Annotated in this window: 24 protein-coding genes; 20 read left to right on the forward strand and 4 right to left on the reverse strand. The window is 42.5% G+C overall.

The window, feature by feature from the left end; translation table 11 throughout:
• From deoC to K1I56_RS00255, 12 genes are all read left to right on the forward strand, one after another.
• Nucleotides 1-663, forward strand: coding sequence for a deoxyribose-phosphate aldolase (gene deoC, locus K1I56_RS00200; RefSeq protein WP_021153359.1), 663 nt, complete (start codon nt 1-3; stop codon nt 661-663).
• On the forward strand, nt 650-1,039 hold the full coding sequence (locus K1I56_RS00205; protein ID WP_049498278.1) for a cytidine deaminase: 390 nt from the start codon (nt 650-652) through the stop codon (nt 1,037-1,039). Before deoC ends, K1I56_RS00205 begins: the two co-directional genes overlap by 14 nt.
• 75 nt (nt 1,040-1,114) lie before the next feature.
• Nucleotides 1,115-2,176, forward strand: coding sequence for a BMP family lipoprotein (locus K1I56_RS00210; RefSeq protein WP_023918305.1), 1,062 nt, complete (start codon nt 1,115-1,117; stop codon nt 2,174-2,176).
• Nucleotides 2,177-2,311: 135 nt separating this feature from the next.
• A complete protein-coding gene (locus K1I56_RS00215) occupies nt 2,312-3,847 on the forward strand; it encodes an ABC transporter ATP-binding protein (protein ID WP_223324643.1) in 1,536 nt (511 codons plus the stop codon).
• Nucleotides 3,840-4,901: an ABC transporter permease gene (locus tag K1I56_RS00220; RefSeq protein ID WP_049489017.1), complete on the forward strand. Its 1,062-nt coding sequence runs from the start codon at nt 3,840-3,842 to the stop codon at nt 4,899-4,901. The genes K1I56_RS00215 and K1I56_RS00220 overlap by 8 nt, the downstream gene beginning before the upstream one ends.
• Nucleotides 4,901-5,857 carry an ABC transporter permease gene (locus K1I56_RS00225; protein WP_021153355.1) on the forward strand — a complete coding sequence of 319 codons (957 nt, stop codon included), beginning with the start codon at nt 4,901-4,903 and terminating at the stop codon, nt 5,855-5,857. Before K1I56_RS00220 ends, K1I56_RS00225 begins: the two co-directional genes overlap by 1 nt.
• A gap of 120 nt (nt 5,858-5,977) precedes the next feature.
• The gene (locus K1I56_RS00230; RefSeq protein WP_223324644.1) at nt 5,978-6,580 is read left to right on the forward strand and encodes a hypothetical protein; all 603 of its coding nucleotides are present in this window, start codon (nt 5,978-5,980) and stop codon (nt 6,578-6,580) included.
• A 21-nt stretch (nt 6,581-6,601) separates the two neighbouring features.
• The gene (locus K1I56_RS00235; RefSeq protein ID WP_223324645.1) at nt 6,602-7,237 is read left to right on the forward strand and encodes a copper homeostasis protein CutC; all 636 of its coding nucleotides are present in this window, start codon (nt 6,602-6,604) and stop codon (nt 7,235-7,237) included.
• Between the two features lie 103 nt (nt 7,238-7,340).
• Nucleotides 7,341-8,006 carry an MmcQ/YjbR family DNA-binding protein gene (locus tag K1I56_RS00240; RefSeq protein WP_223324646.1) on the forward strand — a complete coding sequence of 222 codons (666 nt, stop codon included), beginning with the start codon at nt 7,341-7,343 and terminating at the stop codon, nt 8,004-8,006.
• Nucleotide 8,007: 1 nt separating this feature from the next.
• Complete coding sequence (locus K1I56_RS00245) at nt 8,008-9,762, forward strand: ABC transporter ATP-binding protein (RefSeq protein ID WP_223324647.1); 1,755 nt, start codon at nt 8,008-8,010, stop codon at nt 9,760-9,762.
• Nucleotides 9,749-11,503, forward strand: coding sequence for an ABC transporter ATP-binding protein (locus tag K1I56_RS00250; protein WP_223324648.1), 1,755 nt, complete (start codon nt 9,749-9,751; stop codon nt 11,501-11,503). Before K1I56_RS00245 ends, K1I56_RS00250 begins: the two co-directional genes overlap by 14 nt.
• A gap of 91 nt (nt 11,504-11,594) precedes the next feature.
• Nucleotides 11,595-11,843: a hypothetical protein gene (locus tag K1I56_RS00255; protein WP_223324649.1), complete on the forward strand. Its 249-nt coding sequence runs from the start codon at nt 11,595-11,597 to the stop codon at nt 11,841-11,843.
• A gap of 249 nt (nt 11,844-12,092) precedes the next feature.
• Here the strand turns inward: K1I56_RS00255 and K1I56_RS00260 are convergent, their stop codons facing one another.
• The 3 genes from K1I56_RS00260 to K1I56_RS00270 form a co-directional block, all read right to left on the reverse strand.
• Nucleotides 12,093-13,409, reverse strand: coding sequence for an aminotransferase-like domain-containing protein (locus K1I56_RS00260; RefSeq protein WP_223324650.1), 1,317 nt, complete (start codon nt 13,407-13,409; stop codon nt 12,093-12,095).
• Between the two features lie 63 nt (nt 13,410-13,472).
• A complete protein-coding gene (gene trhA / locus K1I56_RS00265) occupies nt 13,473-14,120 on the reverse strand; it encodes a PAQR family membrane homeostasis protein TrhA (RefSeq protein ID WP_003011253.1) in 648 nt (215 codons plus the stop codon).
• Entirely contained in the window at nt 14,095-14,595 is a 501-nt protein-coding gene (locus tag K1I56_RS00270; RefSeq protein WP_049498294.1) for a DUF1836 domain-containing protein, read from the reverse strand. Before K1I56_RS00270 ends, trhA begins: the two co-directional genes overlap by 26 nt.
• Nucleotides 14,596-14,661: 66 nt before the next feature.
• On the opposite strand from K1I56_RS00270, the gene yaaA reads away from it, so the two are divergent.
• Entirely contained in the window at nt 14,662-15,387 is a 726-nt protein-coding gene (gene yaaA / locus K1I56_RS00275; protein WP_195529200.1) for a peroxide stress protein YaaA, read from the forward strand.
• A gap of 118 nt (nt 15,388-15,505) precedes the next feature.
• Here yaaA and K1I56_RS00280 read toward each other — a convergent pair whose 3' ends face one another.
• Nucleotides 15,506-15,952, reverse strand: a complete 447-nt coding sequence (locus K1I56_RS00280; protein WP_003001765.1) for a MarR family winged helix-turn-helix transcriptional regulator — start codon at nt 15,950-15,952, stop codon at nt 15,506-15,508.
• A 357-nt stretch (nt 15,953-16,309) separates the two neighbouring features.
• Between K1I56_RS00280 and K1I56_RS00285 the strand changes: the two genes are divergently transcribed.
• The 7 genes from K1I56_RS00285 (at nt 16,310) to K1I56_RS00315 (ending at nt 25,296) form a co-directional block, all read left to right on the forward strand.
• A complete protein-coding gene (locus tag K1I56_RS00285) occupies nt 16,310-16,657 on the forward strand; it encodes a cell wall elongation regulator TseB-like domain-containing protein (RefSeq protein ID WP_223324651.1) in 348 nt (115 codons plus the stop codon).
• 16 nt (nt 16,658-16,673) lie between these two features.
• Nucleotides 16,674-17,852, forward strand: a complete 1,179-nt coding sequence (locus tag K1I56_RS00290; protein ID WP_003014756.1) for a pyridoxal phosphate-dependent aminotransferase — start codon at nt 16,674-16,676, stop codon at nt 17,850-17,852.
• A 148-nt stretch (nt 17,853-18,000) separates the two neighbouring features.
• Nucleotides 18,001-19,347, forward strand: coding sequence for an asparagine--tRNA ligase (asnS, locus tag K1I56_RS00295; RefSeq protein WP_155199679.1), 1,347 nt, complete (start codon nt 18,001-18,003; stop codon nt 19,345-19,347).
• Between the two features lie 67 nt (nt 19,348-19,414).
• On the forward strand, nt 19,415-20,152 hold the full coding sequence (locus K1I56_RS00300) for a DUF1003 domain-containing protein (RefSeq protein ID WP_049496354.1): 738 nt from the start codon (nt 19,415-19,417) through the stop codon (nt 20,150-20,152).
• Nucleotides 20,153-20,210: 58 nt separating this feature from the next.
• Nucleotides 20,211-21,410 carry an MFS transporter gene (locus K1I56_RS00305; RefSeq protein WP_223324652.1) on the forward strand — a complete coding sequence of 400 codons (1,200 nt, stop codon included), beginning with the start codon at nt 20,211-20,213 and terminating at the stop codon, nt 21,408-21,410.
• A gap of 419 nt (nt 21,411-21,829) precedes the next feature.
• Nucleotides 21,830-23,557 carry an ABC transporter ATP-binding protein gene (locus K1I56_RS00310; RefSeq protein WP_223324653.1) on the forward strand — a complete coding sequence of 576 codons (1,728 nt, stop codon included), beginning with the start codon at nt 21,830-21,832 and terminating at the stop codon, nt 23,555-23,557.
• A complete protein-coding gene (locus K1I56_RS00315) occupies nt 23,554-25,296 on the forward strand; it encodes an ABC transporter ATP-binding protein (RefSeq protein ID WP_223324654.1) in 1,743 nt (580 codons plus the stop codon). The genes K1I56_RS00310 and K1I56_RS00315 overlap by 4 nt, the downstream gene beginning before the upstream one ends.
• Nucleotides 25,297-25,585: the final 289 nt, after the last annotated feature.

Consider the following 25,585-nt stretch of genomic DNA (forward strand, 5'->3'; position numbering starts at 1 on the left):
ATGAAGTTAAATAAATATATTGATCACACTCTTTTAAAACCAGATGCGCAACAAGAACAGATCGAAAAATTGATCGAAGAAGCTAAGGCATATGATTTTGCCAGTGTCTGTGTGAACCCAACATGGGTGAATTTTGCGGCTGAGGGCTTGCGCGATTCAGATGTAAAAGTTTGTACCGTCATTGGTTTTCCTTTGGGAGCAAATACCCCTTTTGTCAAAGCGTGTGAAACAAAAAATGCTATTCAAAATGGTGCCGATGAAATTGACATGGTCATTAATATCGGTGCTTTGAAGTCTAAGAATTTAGCACTAGTTGAAGAAGATATCCAAGCTGTTGTCGAAGCAAGCGGTGATAAGCTGGTCAAAGTCATCATTGAGACGTGTCTCTTAACAGACGATGAAAAGATCGTCGCTTGTCAGATTGCAAAGTCAGCTGGAGCTGACTTTGTGAAGACTTCAACTGGTTTCTCAACTGGAGGAGCGACGGTAGAAGATGTAGCCTTAATGCGTCAAACAGTTGGACCAGACATGGGTGTTAAAGCTTCTGGTGGAGCTCGCTCTTATGAAGATGCTCTTGCATTTATCGAAGCTGGTGCGACCCGTATCGGAACTTCCTCTGGTGTAGCAATCATGGAAGGAAAAGTGGCTCATGGCGACTACTGAATTGATCAACTTAGCAGTTGAAGTGAGTCAACAAGCCTATGTGCCCTACTCTCATTTCCCAATTGGAGCTGTACTGCTAACGAAGGATGGAGAAATCTATACAGGGGTCAATATCGAAAATGCCAGTTTTGGTTTAACCAACTGTGGGGAACGGACAGCTATTTTTAAAGCAGTTTCTGAAGGAGCTCGTGAGTTCAAAGAGCTGATTGTCTACGGGCAAACAGAAAAGCCCATCTCTCCATGTGGTGCTTGTCGCCAGGTCATGGCTGAATTTTTTGAGCCAGACCTTCCTGTAACCTTAGTATCTAAAGATAAATCGACGGTCGTGATGACGGTCAAGGAATTACTTCCATATTCCTTTACAGACCTGACTTAATAGGTCTGTGAGGCGGTCTTTTGACCCTTTCAATACTTCGCAACAATGTTGCACAATAATTTAGGAGGTTCAGTAATGAACAAGAAACAATGGCTAGGCCTTGGTCTAGTAACTGTCGCTGCTATCGGACTTGCAGCATGTGGAAATCGTGCGTCTAAAAAAGATAGCGCAAACTCAGAATCTAAAACAGATTTGAAAGCTGCTATCATTACCGATACTGGTGGTGTGGATGACAAATCATTCAACCAATCTGCTTGGGAAGGTTTGCAAGCTTGGGGTAAAGAAAACGGTCTTTCTAAAGGGAACGGATTTGACTACTTCCAATCAACAGATGAATCTCAATATGCGACAAACCTTGATGAAGCTGTTTCTAACGACTACAAATTGATCTTTGGTGTTGGTTTTGCCTTGAGCGACTCTGTTAAAAAAGCTGCAAAAGACAACCAAGATGTGAACTATGTCATCATCGATGACCGTATTGAAGGACAAAAGAACGTAGCATCTGCTGTTTATGCCGATAACGAAGCTGGTTACCTTGCTGGTATCGCTGCTGCGAAAACTACAAAAACTAAACAAGTTGGTTTTGTAGGTGGTATGGAAAGTGAAGTTATCACTCGTTTCCGCGCTGGATTTGAAGCTGGTGTTAAATCTGTTGACCCATCTATCAAAGTTCAAGTAGACTACGCTGGTTCATTCGGTGACTCTGCTAAAGGTAAAACAATTGCTGCTGCACAATATGCTGCAGGTGCAGACGTTATCTACCAAGTAGCTGGTGGTACTGGTGCAGGTGTCTTCTCTGAAGCTAAAGACTTGAACGAGAAGAAAAATGAAGACGAAAAAGTTTGGGTTCTTGGTGTTGACCGTGACCAAAAAGCTGAAGGTGAATACACTTCTAAAGATGGTAAAAAATCTAACTTTGTATTGGCTTCAAGCTTGAAGAAAGTCGGAGAATCTGTAAAAGACTTGGCTAAGAAAACTGCTGATGGTAAATTCCCTGGCGGTAAAGTGATTACTTATAGCTTGAAAGATGGTGGAGTTGACTTGACAACTGACAATCTTTCTGCAGAAGCTAAAAAAGCTGTCGAAGACGCTAAAGCTAAGATCCTTGACGGGTCACTTAAAGTTCCTGAAAAATAATCATTGATTGGATCGGCCCGACCTTCAAGGGCCGTTCCTTTTAATAAATTGAGACATTTTTGTCTCAGTAAAATCTATTAGCTGTCTTAATAGGTTTTATTGAAATAAAAATTGATTTGAAAGGAAACACCCCACATGACACACGAATATGTCATCGAAATGCGTGAGATTACCAAAAAATTTGGTGACTTTGTAGCAAATGACAAGATTAATCTTCAGTTGCGCAAAGGTGAAATCCATGCACTTCTTGGAGAAAATGGTGCAGGGAAATCTACCCTGATGAATATGTTGGCTGGTTTGTTGGAACCAACTAGCGGAGACATCGTGGTAAATGGAAAAACTGTTAACCTAGACTCACCTTCAAAAGCAGCTTCTTTAGGAATTGGAATGGTGCACCAACACTTTATGTTGGTTGAAGCCTTCACTGTTGCTGAAAATATCATCCTTGGGTCTGAAACCACTAAACATGGTATTTTGGATCTTAAGAAAGCCAGTCAAGATATCCTTGATTTGTCTAAAAAATATGGCTTAGCAGTGGATCCAAATGCTAAAGTTGAGGATATTTCCGTCGGTGCGCAGCAACGTGTGGAAATTTTAAAGACGCTTTATCGTGGAGCCGACATCCTAATCTTCGATGAACCAACTGCGGTGTTGACACCAGCTGAAATCGAAGAATTGATGACAATCATGAAGAACTTGGCAAATGAAGGAAAATCCATTATCTTGATTACGCACAAGTTGGATGAAATTCGTGCTGTTTCAGACCGGGTAACGGTTATCCGTCGTGGGAAATCAATTGAGACAGTCGAGATTGGTGGAGCTACCAACCAAGACTTGGCCGAAATGATGGTCGGTCGTTCTGTTTCCTTTAAAACGGAGAAAGGTCCTTCTCAACCGAAAGAAGTCGTCTTGTCGATCGAAAACTTGGTTGTAAACGAAAACCGGGGTGTCCCAGCTGTTAAGAATCTTTCACTGGAACTTCGTGCTGGTGAAGTCGTGGGGATCGCAGGGATTGACGGAAATGGTCAGTCTGAGTTGATCCAAGCGTTTACAGGTCTACGGAAGGTAAAATCTGGTTCAATCAAGATTAAAGGCAAGGATGTTGTAGGACTTCGTCCACGTCAAATCACAGAAATGAAGGTAGGGCACGTCCCTGAAGACCGTCATCGGGATGGATTAGTCCTTGACATGATGATCTCTGAAAACATTGCCCTTCAAACCTACTATAAAGAACCTCTTAGCAAGAATGGTATTTTGAATTATCCAAATATTACCTCTTATGCCAAGAAGTTGATGGAAGAGTTTGACGTTCGTGCAGCCAGTGAAGTGGTACCTGCTAAGGCTCTCTCTGGAGGGAACCAGCAAAAAGCCATTATCGCTCGGGAAATCGATCGCGATCCAGATCTCTTGATCGTTAGCCAGCCGACTCGTGGATTGGATGTTGGAGCGATTGAATATATCCACAAACGTTTGATTCAAGAACGGGATAATGGAAAAGCCGTTCTGGTTGTCAGCTTTGAATTAGATGAAATTTTGAATGTTTCTGACCGTATTGCGGTTATTCATGATGGGAAGATCCAAGGGATCGTAACCCCTGAAACAACGAATAAGCAAGAACTTGGAATCCTCATGGCAGGTGGACAAGTAAAGGAGGGAGCATCAAATGAATAAGAATTTAAAACAAATTGCCGTTCCGTTGGTGTCTGTCCTTTTAGGATTGGTCTTGGGTGCCATTATTATGTGGGCCTTCAGCTATGATGCCCTTTGGGGATACGAATTGCTGTTTAAGAAAGCCTTTGGTTCGATTAAGAGTTGGGGAAATATTTCCCGTGCCATGGGGCCACTGATTTTGGTTGCTCTTGGGTTTTCAGTAGCCAGCCGGGCCGGCTTCTTTAACGTTGGACTTCCTGGTCAGGCTTTTGCTGGATGGATCATGGCGACTTGGTTTGCCCTTTCCTTCCCAAATATGCCTCGCTTACTGATGATTCCGATGACCGTTTTGATTGCGGCTGTCGCAGGTGGATTTATTGGAGCGATTCCTGGTTTCCTTCGTGCCTATCTCGGAACCAGTGAGGTCATCATCACCATTATGATGAACTACATTGTTCTCTATGGTGGGAATGCCTTGATTCATAGCTTCCCAGCTTCCTTGATGAAAAATAAGGACTCAACCATTGATGTGGGAGCCAATGCTGTCTACCAGACGGAGTGGTTGCGTAATTTGACGGACAAATCACAAATGAACATCGGGATCTTCTTTGCCATCATCGCAGTGGTGGTCATCTGGTTCTTGATGAAGAAAACAACACTTGGTTTTGAAATCCGTGCCGTTGGTCTCAATGCGAATGCGGCGGAATACGCAGGGATGTCTGCAAAACGGACCATTATCCTTTCTATGATCATTTCTGGTGCTCTTGCTGGTATTGGTGGGGTAGCAGAAGGTCTGGGTATTTACTCAAATGTCTACGTTCAAACCAGCTCGATGAGTGTTGGATTTAACGGAATGGCCGTAGCCCTTCTTGCGATGAATTCACCAATTGGTATTCCATTTGCTGCCTTCTTGTTTGGTGCACTTCAAATTGGGGGAGTTGGTATGAAGCCAGCTGCCATCCCTGAAGAAGTCGTTCAAATTGTGACAGCATCTATTATCTTCTTCGTATGTGCCCACTACATTATTGAAAAGATGATCTCGATGCGTTCAGCTAAAAAAGGAGGAGCAAACTAATGAGTATTGTAACAATTTTAAGTATTCTTGTTTCCTCTATGATTGTGTATGCAGCGCCGCTGATCTTCACAAGTATCGGAGGAGCATACTCAGAACACGCTGGGGTTGTTAACGTTGGTCTGGAAGGAATCATGGTTATGGGAGCCTTCTCAGGTATTATCTTTAACTTGACTTTTGAGCCTGAGTTAGGAAGTTTGACACCATGGTTGTCCTTGATCGTTGCTGCAGGGATTGGAGTACTCTTCTCCTTGATCCACGCGGTGGCAACCATTCATTTCCGTGCTGACCATATCGTCTCAGGTACAGTATTGAACTTGATGGCACCTCCACTTGCGGTCTTCCTTGTTAAAGCGATGTACAACAAGGGGCAAACTGATAATATCAAAGTTGCCTTTGGGAAAACATCCATTCCGGTCTTATCTAAAATTCCGGTCATTGGGGATATTTTCTTCAACAATGCCAGCATCATCGGCTGGGTTGCGATTCTATTTTCATTCTTTGCTTGGTTTATCATGTTCAAGACGAAATTTGGATTGCGTCTTCGTTCAGTAGGTGAACACCCACAAGCAGCAGATACTTTGGGAATCAATGTTTATAGAATGCGCTACTTAGGAGTGATGATCTCAGGTGCCTTAGCAGGTATCGGAGGAGCTATTTACGCTCAGTCAGTTTCTGTTAACTTTGCAGTAACTACAATTGTAGGTCCTGGATTTATCGCCCTTGCGGCTATGATTTTCGGGAAATGGAACCCAATCGGGGCCATGCTTGCTAGTCTCTTCTTTGGAGCTTCACAAAGTTTGGCTGTTATCGGGAATCAATTGCCTTTGCTTAAAGGTATCCCATCCATCTACTTGCAAATTGCGCCTTATGTCTTGACCATGGTTGTCTTGGCAGCCTTCTTCGGACAAGCAGTTGCGCCAAAAGCAGATGGTGTTAACTATATTAAATCGAAATAATGCACAGAGAGATGCGAGGTTTCCTCGGTCTCTTTTGCTTTCTAAAGGCTCCTCTTAGTCGCAATTTCTTTAGATTTAGGGTACAATAAGAATACAACTTTTCACGTATTGGAGGAGCAGATGTTTAAGTGGATGAGACGCCTAATTGGCATGGTGATCGTTTTATTTATGTTATTAGTGATCTTGTTGGTTCCTGGATCTATCCCTGAAGGGGAGCAACTGAGAAATGTGCAGGCAGGGAGTTCTTTGATTGAGTTGGCTCAAAATGCTGTTTCAAACGCCTCTGTGAGCACGGAAGGACTCTCAACTGAGCTAAGTCTCAATTCTGTACAATTAAGTCAGGTCGTAAAATCAAGTGCTGGTTCTGCCCTTGACAATTCTGACTATCAAAAGATGGCACTAGGAATGGATGGCAATGACCTTCACGTCAAAGTTCCTGTTTCCTTAGGGCCAGTTGATAGCTATCTAGATTTAACCATGACCGGTCAAGTTGAAAACAATGTCATGAATTTGACTGTGACCGGTGCTAAATTAGGGAAAATGCCCATTCCAAAATTCTTGGTTCTCAACTATTTGAAGGATCAATCCAATCAAAATGGAGGCGGCTTTACAGTGAATGGTGATCAAATCACCCTTGAGATCCCTCAAGCAGGCTATAGTATCTCAAAAGCGAGAGTGGAAAATGGCAATGCTAAGGTAACTGTTAGTATATCCTTGTTTTAAGTCTTTGTAATTGGAGTTGTCATGCTTGTCTTTGAATTTTGTGCAGAGAATTTAAATTATATTGATAAGGCGATTGCTGCTGGGGCAGGTCGCATTGAACTGTGCGACAACCTGGCAGTAGGCGGGACCACACCGAGTATAGGTGTGATCAATGAAGCAATCAAACTGACAAGAGAGAAGTCTGTGGATCTATGTGTCATTATCCGACCCCGTGGTGGCGATTTTGTCTACACTGATCTGGAAGTCGAAGCTATGCTGACGGATATTCGTGCTGCGAAAGAAATAGGGGTTACTTGTTTTGTGCTGGGAGCGCTGACGAGCGATCGAAAGTTGGACCAGAGGATCATGCAGCTTTTACTAGCAGCCTGTGGAGAGGCAGAGGTTGTCTTTCATATGGCCTTTGATGAGTTAGCTCATACAGATCAGCTAGAAGCGATTGAGTGGCTTTCTGAACAAGGTGTGGCCCGCATTTTAACACGAGCTGGAAGTCCAGGTGACCCACTAGAGCAACGTTTTGCCCACTATCATCGTTTATTAGATGCGGCTAAGGGAAAAATTCAGATCCTGCCAGGTGGAGGTGTGACCCTTGACAATCGTCAGCTCTTTTTGGAGCAATTGGGCGTTTGTCAACTGCATGGCACGCGCATCGTGTTTTAAAGAAGAAACGATCACTGCTTGAAGTAGTTTTGAAGATCCGTTATCAAGGTTGGGGACGTTGTTTCCAGCCTCTTCTAGTGCAAAAATGAATAAGGGAGAGAAAATGTTTTTAGAGCATTATTTTGACCGGTACACCTTTCAGCCAGAAAAGGGATTGGCTTACGGATTTGAGAAGAGAGGGGCAGGCTATGCATACCAGTGTCCCGTCTTATCTGACACTTTTCTCTTAAAGGTCCGTGTCTGCGACCAGAAGATTTCTTTTCAGGTCTATGATCAGGATACAGGGGACGAGTATATCCAGATCCATCTGGAACAGCTACAAGGAAATTTCGTCGGCCAAGTCAGGGAAGCCTGTCAGGAAAGTCTTGCAAGGATTCGGCAAGCTTGTTTTGAGGTAGAAGAATTTCTCTATCCTCAAGCCAAGCGTCTCATGTCCTATATTTCCCTGAACTATCAGGGAACGATTGAGTATTTGTGGGAGAGATCTCCGGAATCGGGTGCCATTCGCCACCGAGACACCCTCAAGTGGTATGGTGTCTTTATGACCATTGATTGGAAAAAACTGGATGCTGGCAAGTCTGGGAAAATAGAAGTTTTGAATGTTAAGTCTGATCAAGTAGCCCATTTCATCCAGCAGAAAGGGATTTATCCAGCTTTTCATATGAATAAAAAATATTGGGTGAGTATTCCTCTAGATGAAACAATTACTGATGAGGACTTATTTGCTCTGGTGGATAGTAGCTGGCAACTCACCAAAAAGGGGAAATAAGATGCATCTGTTAAGAAAATTATCTTGGTTTTTTAAATTGGAGAAGAAGCGATACTTGATCGGGATAGGGTCTTTGATCTTGGTTAGTTTTTTAAATCTCATTCCTCCAAGAATCATGGGACTTGTGATCGATTTGATCGATAAAAGAAGGCTGACGCTGGGGCAGTTAGTTGTAGATATCGCTCTTTTGGTCCTCGCAGCTCTTGCTATGTATGGCCTTCGTTTTGTCTGGAGACGCTATATTTTTGGAACTGCCAATAAGTTGGCTCGGATCTTGCGTTACCGTTTGTTTAAGCAATTTACGCTCATGTCTCCGTCTTTTTATCAGCGTTATCGGACAGGGGATCTCATGGCCCATGCTACTAATGATATCAATGCGGTAACCATGTTTGCTGGTGGTGGGGTTATGTCTGCTGTAGATGCTTCTGTGACAGCCTTGGTGACCCTAGTCAGCATGTTTTTCATGATTGATTGGCGCTTAACCCTCTTGGCTATTTTGCCCCTACCGGTTATGGTGGTAGTGACTTCAGCCATTGGACGCAAAAATCACAAAGCCTTCAAAGAGGCCCAAGAAGGCTTCTCAGAGTTGAACAACTTTGTTCAGGAATCAGTATCAGGAGTCAAGGTGACCAAATCCTTTGGCTTTCAGGCAGATGAGATTCAGGCTTTTGAAAAGACCAATCAAATGGTCTTTTCAAAGAATATGACTTCCGCCGGTTACAATGCTTTGTTTGATCCGACCACTCTTCTTTTTGTCGGTCTCTCCTATGTCTTGACGCTCTACTTCGGGGGGCTATTTGTTCAGGAAGGGAGCCTGACAGTTGGACAAATCGTAACCTTTATTACCTATCTAAATATGCTCGTCTGGCCCCTTCAAGCTATGGGCTTCTTGTTTAATATTAGTCAGCGTGCTAGCGTTTCCTATGATCGGATTGAGACACTTTTAGCAGAAACACCTGATATCCAAGATCCAAGTCAACCAGTCAAAAACATTCAAAATGGCGATCTGGAATATGACATTGAAGAATTCGCCTATGAGAAAGAGCCTGTCCTTGAAAAGGTTGTCTTTCATTTAGAAAAAGGGCAAACCCTTGGAATTGTGGGTCCAACTGGATCTGGAAAGACCACCTTGTTGCGTCTCTTGCTTAGAGAGCACGACTTGGAGCAGGGAGATATCTTGCTCAATGGAATCTCCATCAAACATTATCGCTTAGAAGATCTTCGAAGCTTGATCGGCTACGTCCCTCAAGATCAGATTCTCTTTGCCATGACCATTCGCGAGAATGTCGCTTTTTCAGATCCACAGATCAAGGAGGAAGAGGTGATGAAGGCTCTGAGAACTTGTGGAGTCTATGAAGATATTCTGGCCATGCCAGACCAGATGGAGACAGTGCTGGGAGAGAGAGGGGTCTCTCTTTCTGGCGGACAAAAGCAACGGATTGCCATGAGTCGTGCTTTGGTCATGAATCCTGAGATCTTAATCTTGGATGATTCACTGTCTGCAGTAGATGCTAAAACGGAGCACCAAATCATTGAAAATATGAAGCAGGAACGCAAGGGGAAAACAACGATCATCACAGCCCATCGCCTATCAGCGATCGTTCATGCGGATTTGATTCTGGTAATGGAGAATGGACAGATCAAGGAGCGAGGAAATCACGAGGAATTAATGGCTCAAAAAGGTTGGTACTATGAAACCTACCAAGCCCAACAATTATCAGAAGAAATGGAGGGAAAGCTGAATGAAAACATCTGAAGCTCATGTGATGAAGCGGCTCTTGACTTACATGTGGCGTTATAAGTGGTTAACAGCCCTAGCCTTAGCCTTTACCTTCCTGACTAGTCTTTTATTGACGGCGATCCCTCTTGCAGCTCGCTGGTATATTGACCACCTAGTGGATCCAACAGAAGCAGGCTCTCCAGTACTGACAGCTTTTCAGTTTTTGATTCTCTACTATGGGTTATTCATTGGGCGCGTGCTAGCAACTTACCTGAGCCAGTTAACCTTTGCGCGTGTATCCAATTCTATCGTAAGAGATATCCGCCTAGATATTTTCCAAAATCTTCAAAGGCTGGGTATGTCCTTTTATGACCAGACAGCAGCAGGTTCGATTGTTTCGCGGGTGACCAATGATACCCAGGCAGTTGCAGATATGTTTTCTACTGTCTTTTCAAGCCTGGTTTCATCCTTTTTACTCTTTTTAGTCACTCTAGTAACTATGTTTAGCTTGGACTGGCATTTGACCATTTGGATCCTGCCTTTTCTTCCCATCATTTGGTTTTCCATCCGTCTCTATCGCAAGTTATCCAATCGCTTGGTTAAGATGACCAGACAGAAACTATCAGATATCAATGTGAAATTATCAGAATCTATTGAGGGAATGCGGATTGTGCAGGCCTTTCGTCAAGAAAAGCGCTTGACTGATGAATTTGAACGGATTAATGGGGAGCATTTGGACTATGCTAATCGTTCTGTAGATGTCAATTCCCTCTTTTTGAGACCAGCAATGACCCTTTTACAGGTCCTGGCCTATGCGGTCATTTTGACCTTTTTCGGGCTAAATTGGCGTAACTCAGCCTTTACAGCGGGTCTCATCTATGCTTTTATTCAGTATGTAAGCCAGCTTTTTCAACCCTTGATTGATGTCACTCAAAATTTTGCAACCTTGCAAACCTCAACCATTTCTGCAGGTCGTGTCTTTGAGATGATGGATCGAGACGACTATGAGCCTAAGCAAGCTAGTAGCCTGAAAAAAATCGATCGGGGAAATATTCGTTTTGACCATGTATCTTTTTCTTATGATGGTAAACGGGATGTCCTAAAAGATATCTCCTTTGAGGTAAAAAATGGACAAACCATCGCCTTTGTCGGTCATACTGGTTCTGGTAAATCTTCCATTATCAATCTCTTTATGCGATTTTATGAATTTGATCGCGGACGGATCTTGATTGATGGAAAGGATATCAAGGACTACAGCCAGGAAGCCTTGCGAAAGTCTATCGGTCTAGTGCTGCAGGAACCTTTTCTCTATCATGGAACCATTGCTTCTAATATCCGGATGTACCATGAAGAACTGACAGATGAGGAAATCCGACAAGCAGCTGCATTTGTGGATGTGGCAGACTTTATTGAGGGTTTACCTGGTGGCTATGATCATGCAGTAACAGAGCGGGGGTCTACCTTATCGACCGGTCAGCGTCAGCTTCTGGCTTTTGCTCGGACCATTGCTGCCCAGCCTAAGATCCTCATTTTGGATGAGGCCACGGCTAATATTGACCAAGAGACGGAAGAAATGATCCAAAACTCTCTGAAGAAGATGCGCCAAGGGCGGACAACCATTGCTATTGCCCATCGTCTTTCTACTATCCAAGATGCCGATTGCATCTATGTTCTCGATAAGGGAAAAATCATCGAATCAGGCAACCACGATCAGCTCATTGCTCTAGGAGGAACGTATAAGAAAATGTATGACCTCCAGGCCGGTATGATGAAATAAGGACAAACAAGGTCTAAATGCAAATTTAACCTTGTTTTTCTTCTTTGAAAGCTGTAAAATATAGAAAAGAATAGAAAAGGGAGCATACACCATGTCAAACGATCTGATCATGATGGGAGTTGTGATTGTCTTATTTGGACTCTACTTCACCCTTCAAGTTGAGCTCAATAAAGTCAGAAATCAATTCACTCATTATCTTCTAAAACCAGGTAGTATTTCCAAGGAACAAAGAGAGAAGTACCTCAAAGAACAGGAGATGGAAGCGATTCGCCTGATTCGTCTCGATTATCGGATCGGCCTTCAAAATGCCAAACTTCTTTATGAGCAATTAAAGAAATAGATAAAAAGCTCGTCTAGTATTTAACTAAACGAGCTTTCAGATTGGAAAAATATTTTCTAAGAAACTTTCCTTAGGTGAATACGGACGTCAGCGAACTTCTACGAAGTTCCATGACTAATTATTGAGCCTAAGGTCTCAATAATTCCGAGTGCCTGAAACCATTAAGTTTCAGGCACTTTTTCACGGCGGAATGTTTCAGATAATATTGAATTATTCTAATTAATAAGAATGAAAGAAAAGCAATTTGATTTATTTATATGAACAATTCTCGACATTCAAGTCAAAAAAAGTTGTCAGCTTTGGTAGAACATTGGCCACATCTGCTGATTTGATCTTGGCGAGTTGATAAGGACAAGAAGTGATGTAGGCTGCTTCAAAGAAATCAAGCGGGAGTCCACTGTGTTTTACGGCAGCAAGAGATTGAACTTGGCTGAGTTCTAAAAGGATCCCGTCGTGGTTCAGGGTCAGATGGGGAAGAAGAGTAGACTGGGCCATCAAGGTCTTTAGACTGGCTTCTTCCTCTTTTTTTCTGGCTAGGAGTCGCTTTTTATTGGTCAGATACATACCGTTATCAATGTAGAGACTTAAGGCCTTTTGCATGATCAGATTGCTATCATAGTCCAGAATCGTCTTATAGGTCAAGACCGGCTTAAGAAGGGCTTGGGGAAGGATCATGGAAGTGATGCGAAGAGCAGAAAAGAGATTGGTCGAAAAAGATTTGATATAGATGACCCGGTCCTTTTGATCCAAATAATGAAAAGATGGAGCATTACTGCTATCAAGATCTCCCAAATAGTCGTCCTCAACAAGGTAGACATCATATTGGTCAGCTAGTTGCAAGATCGCTTCTTTCTGCTTGGTCGAATAGCTATGGCCAAGCGGATAGTGAAAACGAGGGATCGTGTAGAAGAATTTGATATAGCCACTTTTGAAAATCTCTTCAAGTTCCTCGAGATCAATCCCTGTTAAATTACGTTGAATGGTACGATAGGCAAGTTGCTGCGAATCTAAGAGTTGGTTCATCCGATGATAAGTCGGTTGCTCGATCAAAATCTGCGATTTTTTATTGGGAAAGTCAATCTGGCTGAGGATATTAAGCGCCTGCTGGGTACCAGCAGTCAAAACAATCTGATCTGCAGTCGTATAAATACCTTCTTCCTTTAATAAGCCTTGAATGGATTGGCGTACTTCAACTAACCCTGCTTGGTCCGAAAAGTTATTAAAGAGATAATTCTCCCGTCCAATCAAGGTTTCGTTGATACAGGTCCGGAAGTCCTCGAAAGCTTGGTTGCGGTCTTTCTCTAATTTTAGTGGAAGATCCTCATGTCGATCAGGTTCTTGCTCCAAAACATAGTAGCCACTTTGAGGCTTAGCATAGAGGAAGTGCTGGTAAGTCAAGTCCAGCAAGGCTCGTTGCACTGTGTCCTTGCTACAAGAAAATTGACCGGCTAACTGGCGAACAGAAGGAATTTTCTCTCCAGTCTCCAGTTCGCCATCTTGAATGGCTTTTTTTAGAACATGAATAATTTGTTGGTATTTGCTCGTCTTCATCTTGACTGTCCCCATACAGTTTTTTACTATTGTACAGAAAAAATCACAAAAAAACCACTCATAAGAGTGGTGAGCGTATTACATAAAGTAAACGATGGCTAAATACTGAAGAGCAGAAGCTGCCAGGATGAAGAGGTGCCAAATCATGTGGAAATATGGTTTTTTCTTAGCATAAAAGCCAGCTCCAACCGTGTAGCACAGACCGCCCATGAGCATGAGACCCCAGAAGATCGGATTGGTTTGGCTAACGATTTGGGGAATAATAAAGATGACCAACCAGCCCATGATCAAGTAAAGAGCGAGACTGAACTTTTCATTGACTTTTTTGGCAAAGATTTTGTAGAGAATACCAAAGATGGTGGTCCCCCATTGGATCAAGATAATGCTGTAGCCCATCCAGTTGTTCATCAAGGTGAGGACAACCGGTGTGTAACTACCTGCGATCGCAATGTAGATCATGGAATGGTCGATAATGCGAAGTACATACTTTTGAGGTGAATCGTAAGACATAGCATGGTAGACGGTCGAAGACAGAAACATCAAAAAGAGACTGATCACAAAGATAGAAGTTCCAAAAGCACTGAGCAGACCGTGTTGTTCAAAGCTATAGACTGCAGAGATCGGAAGCAAGATCAGCATGAGGAGGGCGCCAACAGCATGGGTTACGCTATTGGCGATCTCTTCTCCAAAGGATAATTTTTTACTTAGTTTCATGGTGTAATTCATCAGTTTCTTCCTCCGTTTTTACTGGTTGAATATAAGATAGGGTTTCTAGATAAAGTTGAACGGTCTGACAGGCAGAGCGAATGATAGGAGCGATCGGCTCTTTTTGCTCATTGAGATAAGCGACAAAGCTATTATAGAGAAGATCTGAACTCGCCTGGTCCTGCAAGAAATTTAAGGTAGAAGCGATCTCCTGAATAGAAAAGACCGTTTTTAAGGTTGTAATAGCGATTAAGCGAGCCACCTGTCTACGCTGGTATTTCTTCTTATCTGGTTTTTCGACATAGCCATGTTTTACGTAATTGTTGATCATGGCAGCCGTCAAGCCCTTGTCAGAAGAAGAGAGAACAGGTGCACAGGTTTTATTGACATAAAGAAGGACCTGATCGAGATAGAGATCTAGCTCAGGCAGTTGCTCCCACGTTGGATAGGAAAAAGTGGACACGAAATCTTCACCTTTCTTTAATCTAGTTTTCATAACTAGATAATAACATTTATAAAAACTCTTGTCAAGAAAATTTGAAAAATATGGTACAATAGACCTATGAAACTATTAATTCCATCCGCCAAAGAACTGAACGAACAGGCTCGTATCGTCGAGCCCCAACCCTTGTCAGAGAACACAAAAACCATCCTTCAAGCTTTGAAGGCATTCTCCCTAGAAGAATTAGCGACCTTTTACGGCATCTCAGAAGAAAGAGCCCTAGTAGAAAAAGAAAGAATTGAGGCTCTGTTAGCTGGGAGTGCTAAAACCTATCCTGCTTTGGAACTGTTTGATGGCCTCATGTACCGTAGTATCGAGCGTCAAGACTTATCCCAAAAAGAGCAGGTTTATCTGCAGGAACATTTGTTGATCACGACTGCTTTATACGGTGTACTACCTGCCTATGAAGGAATTGCTCCCCATCGCTTAGATTTTATGATGAAGCTAAAACCAGCTGGAAAGTCTCTAAAGGCATTCTGGAAAGAGGACTATGATCAGGCAGTAGAAGGTGAGAAACAGATCTTATCCCTTTTGTCTTCTGAGTTTGAACAGGTCTTCTCAAAAGCTATTCGTGAGCGAATGACTCGGATCAAATTCATGGAGAATCGTGGTGGGACACTGAAGATTCACTCGACGATTTCAAAAAAAGCACGTGGGGCCATGGTGACAGCTATGATGAAGAAAGAAATCACCCAGCTAGAAGATCTGAAATCACTAGAAGTGGCAGGTTTCTCTTATCGTAAGGATTTATCGCAAGAGAAGGAATGGGTCTTTGTGAAAGAATAAATAAAAATATTCCTGAGAAGCGTCAGGAATATTTTTTTGATCTGTTAGATAAAGAGAATGCACGATGAAAACTCCAAAATAGAGGATTTTGGAGTCAGAATCGTCTTGAGCAGTAGGCTTAGGCGATATGTTTGAATTTCTTCAAGAGTTCTGTCAACTCAGCTTGCTCGCCACTATTAAAGACTTGCATCAAGCGTTGAATATTTTTGATATGATCTGGAAGAGCTTCTTCGATCTTTTTACGACCGGCATCTGTAATAGATACTAGATAAGCACGGCGGTCTTCTGGATCGGTTTCGCGTGTAATCCAACCATCGCGGACCATATTGCGAATAACCACAGTCATATTTCCAGAGGTCGCAAGAATGCTATCAATCAGATCTTGAATGCGGAGATCGCCTTTGCTGTACAAGGTCTCAAGTACAGAGAATTGAGTTGGTGTCAACTGGTGCTTTTTAAAGATATGAGCCTCAGACGCACGGATCAATCGTTCTGCCTTGTGGAAGACGATCATGGTTTTTAAATCTACGTTTGCTTCTTTGAATAATCTCTTTAAATTTTCCATATCTATATTTTATCAATAAATAGTGTTTCTGTCGTTTAATTTTATTTTCAAATTAGTTACAAAATTGTGACAAATTTATTGAACTATGAACATAAAATATACAAGGTGTTAATTTTAGTTTGTTTATCAAACAATTTTATACTAAAACATTGTAACAGGTATGAAATATTAGTAACAATTCTTTCTTGAAAATCTATAGAATTCTAGGTGGCTTTGGTGTATAATGGGGGAGTGAAACAGAAAAATAATCTTTTTATCATATGGCAACATATAATAGGAATCTGTATCTTAGTGTTGACGGTCCTTTTTTCTTGGCTATTTCTTGCTGAAAAAACTTCTGATCGCTTGCAGGATCAAATGGCACAAGCAAGAAAAATAGCTCTGTCTCACTCTTCGATTGCGACCATTGAGACGGAGAGTTTCTTTCATGGCAGAGAAGCCTATCTTTCCTTTATTGGCAAGGACCAAGAGGGGCAAGATCTAGCGGTTTTGGTGGGGCAGGCGGATGAAGCAGTCTATACCTACCCTTTGAAAGAAGGAGTTAGCTCCAAAGAGGCAGCTTCCGTCGTCAAAGAGAAGAGTCAGGACGCGATTGATCGTGTCACTTTTGGACGCTTTAAAGGCAAACCGATCTGGGAAGTCAAGGCTGGGAGCTCCTATTATGTGGTGGATTTCAAGACTGGGAAAGTCACCGGTGTTTTTTAAGATTTGAGGAGGAAATATGAAATTATCAAATCGTGTATTGGAAATGGAAGAAAGTGTGACCTTGGCTGCAAATGCGCGTGCCAAAGCTTTGGCGGCAGAAGGTCGTGATATCTTAAGTTTGACCCTGGGTCAACCTGACTTTGCGACTCCAAAAAATATTCAAGAAGCAGCAGTCGCATCCATTGAGGATGGTCGCGCTAGCTTTTATACGGTCGCATCTGGACTTCCAGAATTGAAGGATGCCATTAGCGATTATATGAAAGAGTTTTATGGCTATGCTGTGAACCGTAATGAAGTAGTGGTCGGTACTGGTGCCAAGTTTATCCTCTATGCCTTCTTTACTTCTGTCATTAATCCAGGAGATGAAGTCATCATTCCAACCCCTTGCTGGGTTTCTTATGTAGACCAGGTCAAGATGGTAGAAGGCACACCTGTTACTTTCCAAACAACAGAAGAAAATCACTTCAAGGCTACGGTAGAGCAACTGGAAGCAGCACGGACAGACAAGACCAAGGTGGTCTTGCTGAACTCGCCATCCAATCCAACAGGAATGATCTACAGTAAAGAAGAACTCGAGGCAATCGGAAATTGGGCTGTCGAACATGACATCTTGATTTTGGCAGACGATATCTATGGGCGATTGGTCTATAATGGCAATACCTTTACGCCCATTTCTAGCTTGTCAGAAGCGATTCGCAAGCAAACCATCGTGATTAACGGAGTTTCTAAAACCTATGCTATGACTGGTTGGCGGGTTGGTTTTGCAGTGGGTGATCCTGAGATTATTGGAGCCATGGCCAAGGTGATCAGCCAAACAACTTCCAACTTAACAACCGTTTCCCAATATGCTGCAATCGAAGCCCTCACAGGAGATCAATCTTCTATTGAGATCATGCGTCAAGCTTTTGAAGAGCGCTTGAATACTATTTATCCTTTGTTGAATGAAGTACCTGGTTTTGAAGCCATCAAACCTCAAGGAGCCTTCTATCTCTTCCCAAATGTCAAGAAGGCCATGGAGATGAAGGGCTATACGGATGTGACGGAATTTACCACAGCAATTTTAGAAGAAGCAGAGGTTGCTTTAGTAACGGGAGCTGGCTTTGGTGCCCCTGAAAATGTTCGCTTGTCTTATGCAACAGATTTGGATACCCTCAAAGAAGCTGTTCGCCGACTCAAGGCCTTTATGGAAAAATAAAATTACAAGATCCTTAGTAATGAGCTGAGGATCTTTTTCTTTAAAAAAAATCTGGTTTTCACAGGTAGAACCTAGCACTGAAAGCCTTTTTATGATACAATTAAGAAGATAATGTCTTCGGACAAGTTTAACGAGAAAAGGAAGATGAATGATGACAAAACGGATTACTATCATCGAAGTAAAAGACTACGTTGGTCAAGAAGTGACCATCGGTGCTTGGGTGGCCAACAAATCAGGTAAAGGAAAAATTGCTTTCTTGCAATTGCGTGACGGTACTGCTTTTTTCCAAGGTGTGGCTTTTAAACCAAACTTTATCGAAAAATTCGGAGAAGAAGTGGGTCTTGAAAAATTTGATACCATCAAACGCTTGAGCCAAGAAACCTCTGTCTTTGTAACAGGGATTGTTAAAGAAGACGAGCGTTCTAAATTTGGTTATGAGCTCGATATCACAGATATTGAAGTGATCGGTGAATCACAAGATTACCCAATCACTCCAAAAGAACACGGTACAGACTTCTTGATGGACAACCGTCACTTGTGGCTTCGTTCACGCAAGCAAGTTGCTGTCATGCAAATCCGTAATGCTATTATCTATGCAACTTATGAGTTCTTCGATAAGAACGGCTTCATGAAGTTTGATAGCCCCATTCTTTCAGGAAATGCGGCGGAAGATTCAACTGAATTGTTTGAAACAGACTACTTCGGAACACCAGCCTACTTGAGCCAATCAGGTCAGCTTTATCTGGAAGCTGGTGCGATGGCCCTTGGTCGCGTCTTTGACTTTGGTCCAGTATTCCGTGCCGAAAAATCTAAGACTCGTCGTCACTTGACAGAGTTCTGGATGATGGATGCTGAGTATTCATACTTGACCCACGATGAGTCACTTGACTTGCAAGAAGCTTATGTCAAAGCTCTTCTTCAAGGTGTTTTGGACCGTGCTCCTCAAGCTTTGGAAACCTTGGAACGTGATACAGAGCTCTTGAAACGCTACATTGCGGAACCATTCAAACGGATCACCTATGATGAAGCAATTGATCTCTTGCAAGAGCATGAAAATGATGAAGATGCGGATTATGAGCATTTGGAACATGGTGATGACTTCGGCTCACCACATGAAACTTGGATTTCAAACCACTTTGGTGTGCCAACATTTGTCATGAACTACCCAGCAGCTATCAAGGCCTTCTACATGAAACCAGTTCCTGGAAATCCAGAGCGCGTGCTTTGTGCAGACTTGCTTGCTCCAGAAGGATATGGAGAAATCATCGGTGGCTCTATGCGTGAGGAAGACTACGATGCCCTCGTTTCAAAAATGGATGAACTTGGCATGGATCGCACAGAATATGAATTCTACCTTGACCTTCGTAAATACGGTACAGTTCCACACGGTGGATTTGGTATCGGTATCGAGCGTATGGTAACCTTCGCAGCTGGTACAAAACACATCCGTGAAGCCATTCCATTCCCACGCATGTTGCACCGTATCAAACCTTAATAGACGTAAAAACGCCATTAGGCGTTTTTCACTTTTATCTGCTCCAAAAACTATGAAAGGAAACTCAATGCTGAAAATAGATATCATCGATGGGAAAGAATACGAGGATGGTCAGGGGGCTTTGATCGCAGATCTAGACCATAGCATTCAACAGATGCTCAAGACATCCTACCCGGAAAGTCAAATGGATGATTTTATCACGTATAAAAATTTGAGCCAATATTGCATGGATTATCTAGGTCAGATTATTGAGCGTGCCAATGATAAAAACGAAGCCATTAAACAGCAGGTGACAGGTGTCATGCCCGAAAGCGAGCGCCCCTTTAACGTTGAAGACCGCTTGACAGCCAGCTATACCTTCGGTCAGAGGGTAGCGGATTCTGTTGCGCGCTTCGGTGGTTCTTGGACTTTTATCATTAGTTTTATCCTGATGATGGCTATCTGGATGTTGATCAATGTCTTGCATCCCTTTGGCTGGAATTTTGATCCTTATCCCTTCATCTTGCTCAATCTTGCGCTTTCTACGATTGCGGCGATTCAAGCTCCTTTGATTATGATGAGCCAAAACAGGGCAGCAGATTATGATCGCCTGCAAGCGCGAAATGACTTTAACGTCAATATGGAGTCAGAAAGAGAAATTCGCTTACTGCATACGAAGATTGACCATATGGTGCAACAAGACCAGACGGATTTACTGGAAATTCAAAAGTTGCAAACCGAATTGTTGGTGTCCTTGTCTAATCAAGTGGCCCAGCTGCGTCAAGAAATGAATCAAGAAAAACTGAAGGAGGTGGAGAAGATGTAGGCAAATCTAAGTAAGTCTTTTAGAAACACTTATATAATCTATTGAAAGAGGAAAAACAATGTTTAAAAGAACTTACAAACGCAATATTTCACTCCTAGCAGGTTTGGAATTTACATCTTATTTTGGAATCACCAGTTTTTGGATTCTCTTTTTTATTCAGAATGGCCTTTCTTTGCTTCAGATTGGTTTATTAGAGAGTATCTTTCATGGGACGAGTCTCTTGTGTGAGATCCCGTCTGGTATGTTAGCAGATCGCTTTAGCTACAAGACCAATCTCTATTTGGCTCGCTTGTCCAGTATTGGATCCTCGATCTTGATTTTATTTGGTCAGGGGAATTTTTGGATCTATGCCATTGCTATGATAATCAATGCTTGGTCTTATAATTTTGACTCGGGGACCAGTACAGCTTTCTTATTTGATTCAGCTGTGGAAGCAGGTCAAAAAGACCGTTATCTTCAGATTTCTAGCTTCTTGTCTGGTGTGGCCGAAGTCACCCGAACTTTAGGTACAGTTGTGGCAGGCTTCTTTATTCACGGAGCATTGGCTTGGACCTACTATATTTCCATTGGCCTTTCCTTGCTTTCCATACTCTTGATTTTTCTCATGAAGGAGCCAGAGAGCAAGAGTGATGAACGAAGTCACTTGACCTTAAAGCGGATATTGGAGGTAGTGAAACAAGAATGGCAGGACAAACCAGTCTTGTTTTACTGGATGCTCACCTATCAGTTGGTAGGGACCATCATGTGTATGTTTTATTTTTACTACCAACAGAAAATTAGTGACTTAGCCAGTTGGCAAGTTTCGCTTATCATGTTAATTGGTAGTGGATTCAATCTCCTGGCGGTTTATCTGGCCAGTCAAATCGGGAAAAAATGGAATAGTAATCAAGTCTTTCCGATTCTGGTTGCACTGACTGGGTTGGCCTTGTTTTTGGTAGGTGTAAAGACTCCATTCGCCTATCTGTGTGTCTATCTCTTGACCAATGCTCTTTATGCCGTTTACCAACCCATCTACTACAATGATTTACAAGCATATCTGCCATCCAGTGTGCGAGCAACCATGCTGAGTATCAATTCCATGATGTTTAGTTTATCTATGATCGTGATTTTCCCACTGACTGGTTGGTTAATCGATACTTGTGGATTTGTAGCAGTCTTTCTTGTGCTAGGCCTTATAACATTCCTATCTTTCCCTCTCTTACTGATTGGTTTAGGGAGAATGGGCAAGACCTTAAGCGAGGTGACAAAGACTGAATAAAACTTATAGGGTTCTTGAGTCTAACAAGATTTAAATAGCAGAAAAACTGAACAATCCTTCTATGCTATGTAGGAATAGTAAGATTGAAGACAAACTCATCTTAGAAACTTTCCTTAGGCGAGGACGGACGTCAGCGAACTTCTATGAAGTTCCATGACTAATTATTGAGCCTAAGGTCTCAATAATTCCGAGTGCTAGAAACAATAGTGTTTCTAGCACTTTTCTCACAGCGGAAAGTTTCAGTAGATGATTGAATAGCTCTAACAAATAAAATTATTTTATCTTTATAGAAGTTAATAAATTTGTATAAAAGAGCAGTTTGTCTACGTTCTCATACTCTCTGCTTGGCAGGGAGAGTTTTTTTGTCAGTTATAATTGTGGTAAAATAGGTATATCCTATTTAAAAAGAATCGAGTTGTATGAAATCATTATTGAAGTATTTTAAGGGCTATCTATGGGAAACTTTTCTAGGGCCCGTGTTTAAGCTTTTAGAAGCTATTTTTGAATTGTGTGTCCCTTTAATCATCGCCCACTTAGTCGATCAGGTCATTCCGAAAAAGGAAACGAGCGCAGTGGTGATGACGGTCGGTGTTTTGTTTTTATTTGCGAGCTTTGGTGTTGTCGTAGCTATTACGGCCCAGTATTTTTCTTCTAAAGCAGCTGTCGGCTTTACCCGCGAGATGACCAAGGATTTGTATGATAAGATCTTATCACTTCCAAAGGACAAGCGAGATAGGATCGGTACTTCTAGTTTGGTAACCCGCCTGACTTCTGATACTTATCAAATTCAGGTTGGGATCAACCAATTCTTGCGTCTCTTTTTGAGGGCACCGATCATTGTCTTTGGATCTATCATCATGGCCTTCACCATCAGTCCTAAACTTACCCTTTGGTTCTTGGGGATGGTGGCGATTTTAACCCTGATTATTGTCATCATGTCTCGGATTGTCAATCCTCTTTTTGCCAAGATTCGGAAAATCACAGACCGAATGGTCACGGTGACGCGTCAGCAATTTCAAGGGATGCGGGTGATTCGGGCCTTTGGACAACAGTCTGGAGAATTAGAAGATTTTAGAGAGGTCAATCAGGACTACAAGATCTGGCAAATTCGCGCTGGTATCTGGTCTAGTTTGGTAAGTCCCTTGACCTTCCTTGTGGTCAATACGACCTTGGTTTGTGTCATTTGGCAAGGACAATTGAATATCTCTGCTGGTCTTCTAACCCAAGGGATGTTGGTCGCTTTGGTCAATTATTTATTACAGATTTTAACAGAATTGATCAAGCTGGCTATGCTGGTCACGTCTTTAAATGTCAGCTATATTTCTGCCAAGCGTGTCCAAGAGATTTTTGATTTGAAGGAAGAAGACCTCCTTGAAGCTTTGCCAGTAGAAACTGCAACAGAGCAAGAAGCGATCAGCGCCCAGAAGGTTTCGTTCACTTATCCAACGGCTTCAAGCCCAGCTCTAGAAGATATTTCCTTTGATCTGGATCATGGACAGATGTTGGGAATTATCGGTGGTACAGGATCTGGGAAATCCACCCTGGTTCAGTTATTGAGTCATTTGTATACCGTGAGTCAAGGGAAATTAGCCCTCTATCATCAAGGTCACTCTCCTAAAACTCTCAAGGAGTGGCGGGAGTGGGTAGCTGTTGTCCCACAGAAGGCAGAGCTCTTTAGAGGAACCATCCGCTCGAATCTCTTACTTGGAATGGAAGAAAATCTATCGGATGATGATTTGTGGTGGGCGCTAGAAACAGCTCAGGCGGCTGATTTTGTCCGTGAAAAAGAAGGACAACTTGATGAACCAGTGGAAGCCTTTGGTCGAAATTTCTCAGGTGGCCAACGCCAGCGGTTGACCATTGCGCGTGCCCTTTTGAAGAAGGCTCCTTTCTTAATTTTGGATGATTCAACCTCCGCCTTGGATTATTTGACGGAAGCTCGTCTCTTAAAATCGATTAAAGAAGAATTGAGTGATACAAGTTTGATCTTAGTATCTCAACGAACCAATAGTCTCAAGTCTGCTGATCAGATTTTGGTCTTGAACAAGGGACATCAAGTAGGACTGGGAAATCATGATTTCCTCTTGTCTACCAATGAGATTTATCAAGAAATTCATTATTCACAACACGGGAGGGAGGAAGCATGAGTCAAAAACGTTCTAGTTATGTAAAACGTCTGTTTAGAAATTTTGCTCACCATCCCGGGCTCCTGATTCTAGCCAGTCTTGGAACCATCGCTCAAGTGGCCTTAACGGTTTTGTTACCGATCCTGATCGGACATGCAGTTGATTTAGTCATCAATCCTCAAGGGATGACAGTCTTATGGCCCGTTTTGATCCAAATGGTTCTGGTCATTGTGGCCAATACCCTGATCCAATGGATCAATCCTCTTCTCTACAATCAATTGATCTATCGGTTTAGCCAAAGCCTGAGAGCAGAAGTGATGGAAAAAGTACACCGATTGCCCTTGTCTTATCTAGATAAACAAGGGAGCGGGGACTTCGTCAGTCGCCTCACGACCGATGTAGAGCAACTCAATAGTGGTCTTCTGATGGTCTTTAACCAGTTTTTTGTTGGCCTCTTAACCATTCTTGTCACCATCGTGACCATGGCAGAATTGGATTTCTTTATGATGATGGCGGTTCTGGTCTTGACCCCTTTATCCCTGTTGATTGCTCGTTTTATTGCCAAGCGTTCTTATACGCTTTTCCAAAAGCAGACCAAGGCGCGTGGTCTTCAAACTCAGTTGATCGAAGAGTCCTTGACCCAGGAAAGTTTGATCCAGTCATTTAACGCTCAGGATCAATTCCGTACGGCTTTTAAGGGGACGAATGAAAGCTATGCCAATTATTCCCAATCCGCTGTCTTTTATTCTTCAACTGTCAACCCTGCCACTCGCTTTGTGAATGCCTTGATTTATGCGGTAGTGGCTGGATTTGGTGCGGTTCGTATTATTTCGGGATCTCACTTTACTGTCGGTCAATTGGTGACCTTCCTCAATTATGTCAACCAATACACCAAGCCTTTTAATGATATCTCTTCTGTCTTGTCAGAACTCCAAAGTGCCCTTGCCTGTGCAGAGCGTTTGTACAGCGTCTTGGATCAAGCTGAGGTCGAAGAGACAGGGCAACGGGTTCTGGAAAGTCAGGATGTTAAAGGTGCGATTGGTTTTGAACACGTCACATTTGGCTATGATTTGGGTCGGACCTTGATCAAAGATTTAACCATTCAGGTTCCAGCTGCCAGTAAGGTTGCCATTGTAGGACCTACAGGAGCAGGAAAGTCGACCTTGATTAATTTGCTCATGCGTTTCTACCCTGTTAATTCTGGAGAGATCACGATTGATGGGGTACCAATTACGGACTACACCCGTGCTTCTTACCGCCAACAGTTTGGTATGGTTTTGCAAGAAACCTGGCTCAAGGTTGGGACCATTCATGAAAATATCGCCTTTTCTCGTCCAGATGCAACTAGAGAAGAAGTCATAGAAGCAGCCAAAGCGGCCAATGCAGATTTCTTCATTCGGCAGTTGCCACAAGGGTACGATACCTATCTTTCAGATGCTGGAGAGTCTTTGTCCCAAGGTCAACGCCAACTCTTAACGATTGCTCGGGTTTTCCTTTCAGTTCCTAAGATTTTGATCCTGGATGAGGCGACATCCTCCATCGATACTCGGACTGAGGTCTTGATTCAAGATGCCTTTAATCAGCTCATGAAGGGACGGACCAGCTTTATCATTGCTCACCGCTTGTCGACCATTCAAAATGCCGATATGATTCTTGTCATGGTGGATGGCGATATTGTTGAGCATGGCACTCATGAAGAGCTGATGCAAGCGCAAGGTGTATACTACAAGATGCAGACAGCTCAGCAACAGATTAGTTAGAATGTAGACAAACTATTTTTAAAGTAAATAAGTAAAGTGATTCTGTAAAGAAATAAATATCTACCTAATTTGTATAACGAATTAAGAGAACATTAAAACTTTCCGCCGTGAGAAAAGTGCCTGAAACAATTTAGTTTCAGGCACTCGGGAGTTTTGAAACTTTAGGTTCAAAACTAAGTCATGGAACTTCGTAGAAGTTCGCTGACGTCCGTACTCACCTAAGGAAAGTTTTTAATATGTCTTTATCTTCAATCTAAGCATTTTCAGATTTGAAAATGCTTTTTTCATC

Source organism: Streptococcus parasanguinis (genome assembly GCF_019929185.1).
Lineage (GTDB): Bacteria > Bacillota > Bacilli > Lactobacillales > Streptococcaceae > Streptococcus > Streptococcus parasanguinis_O.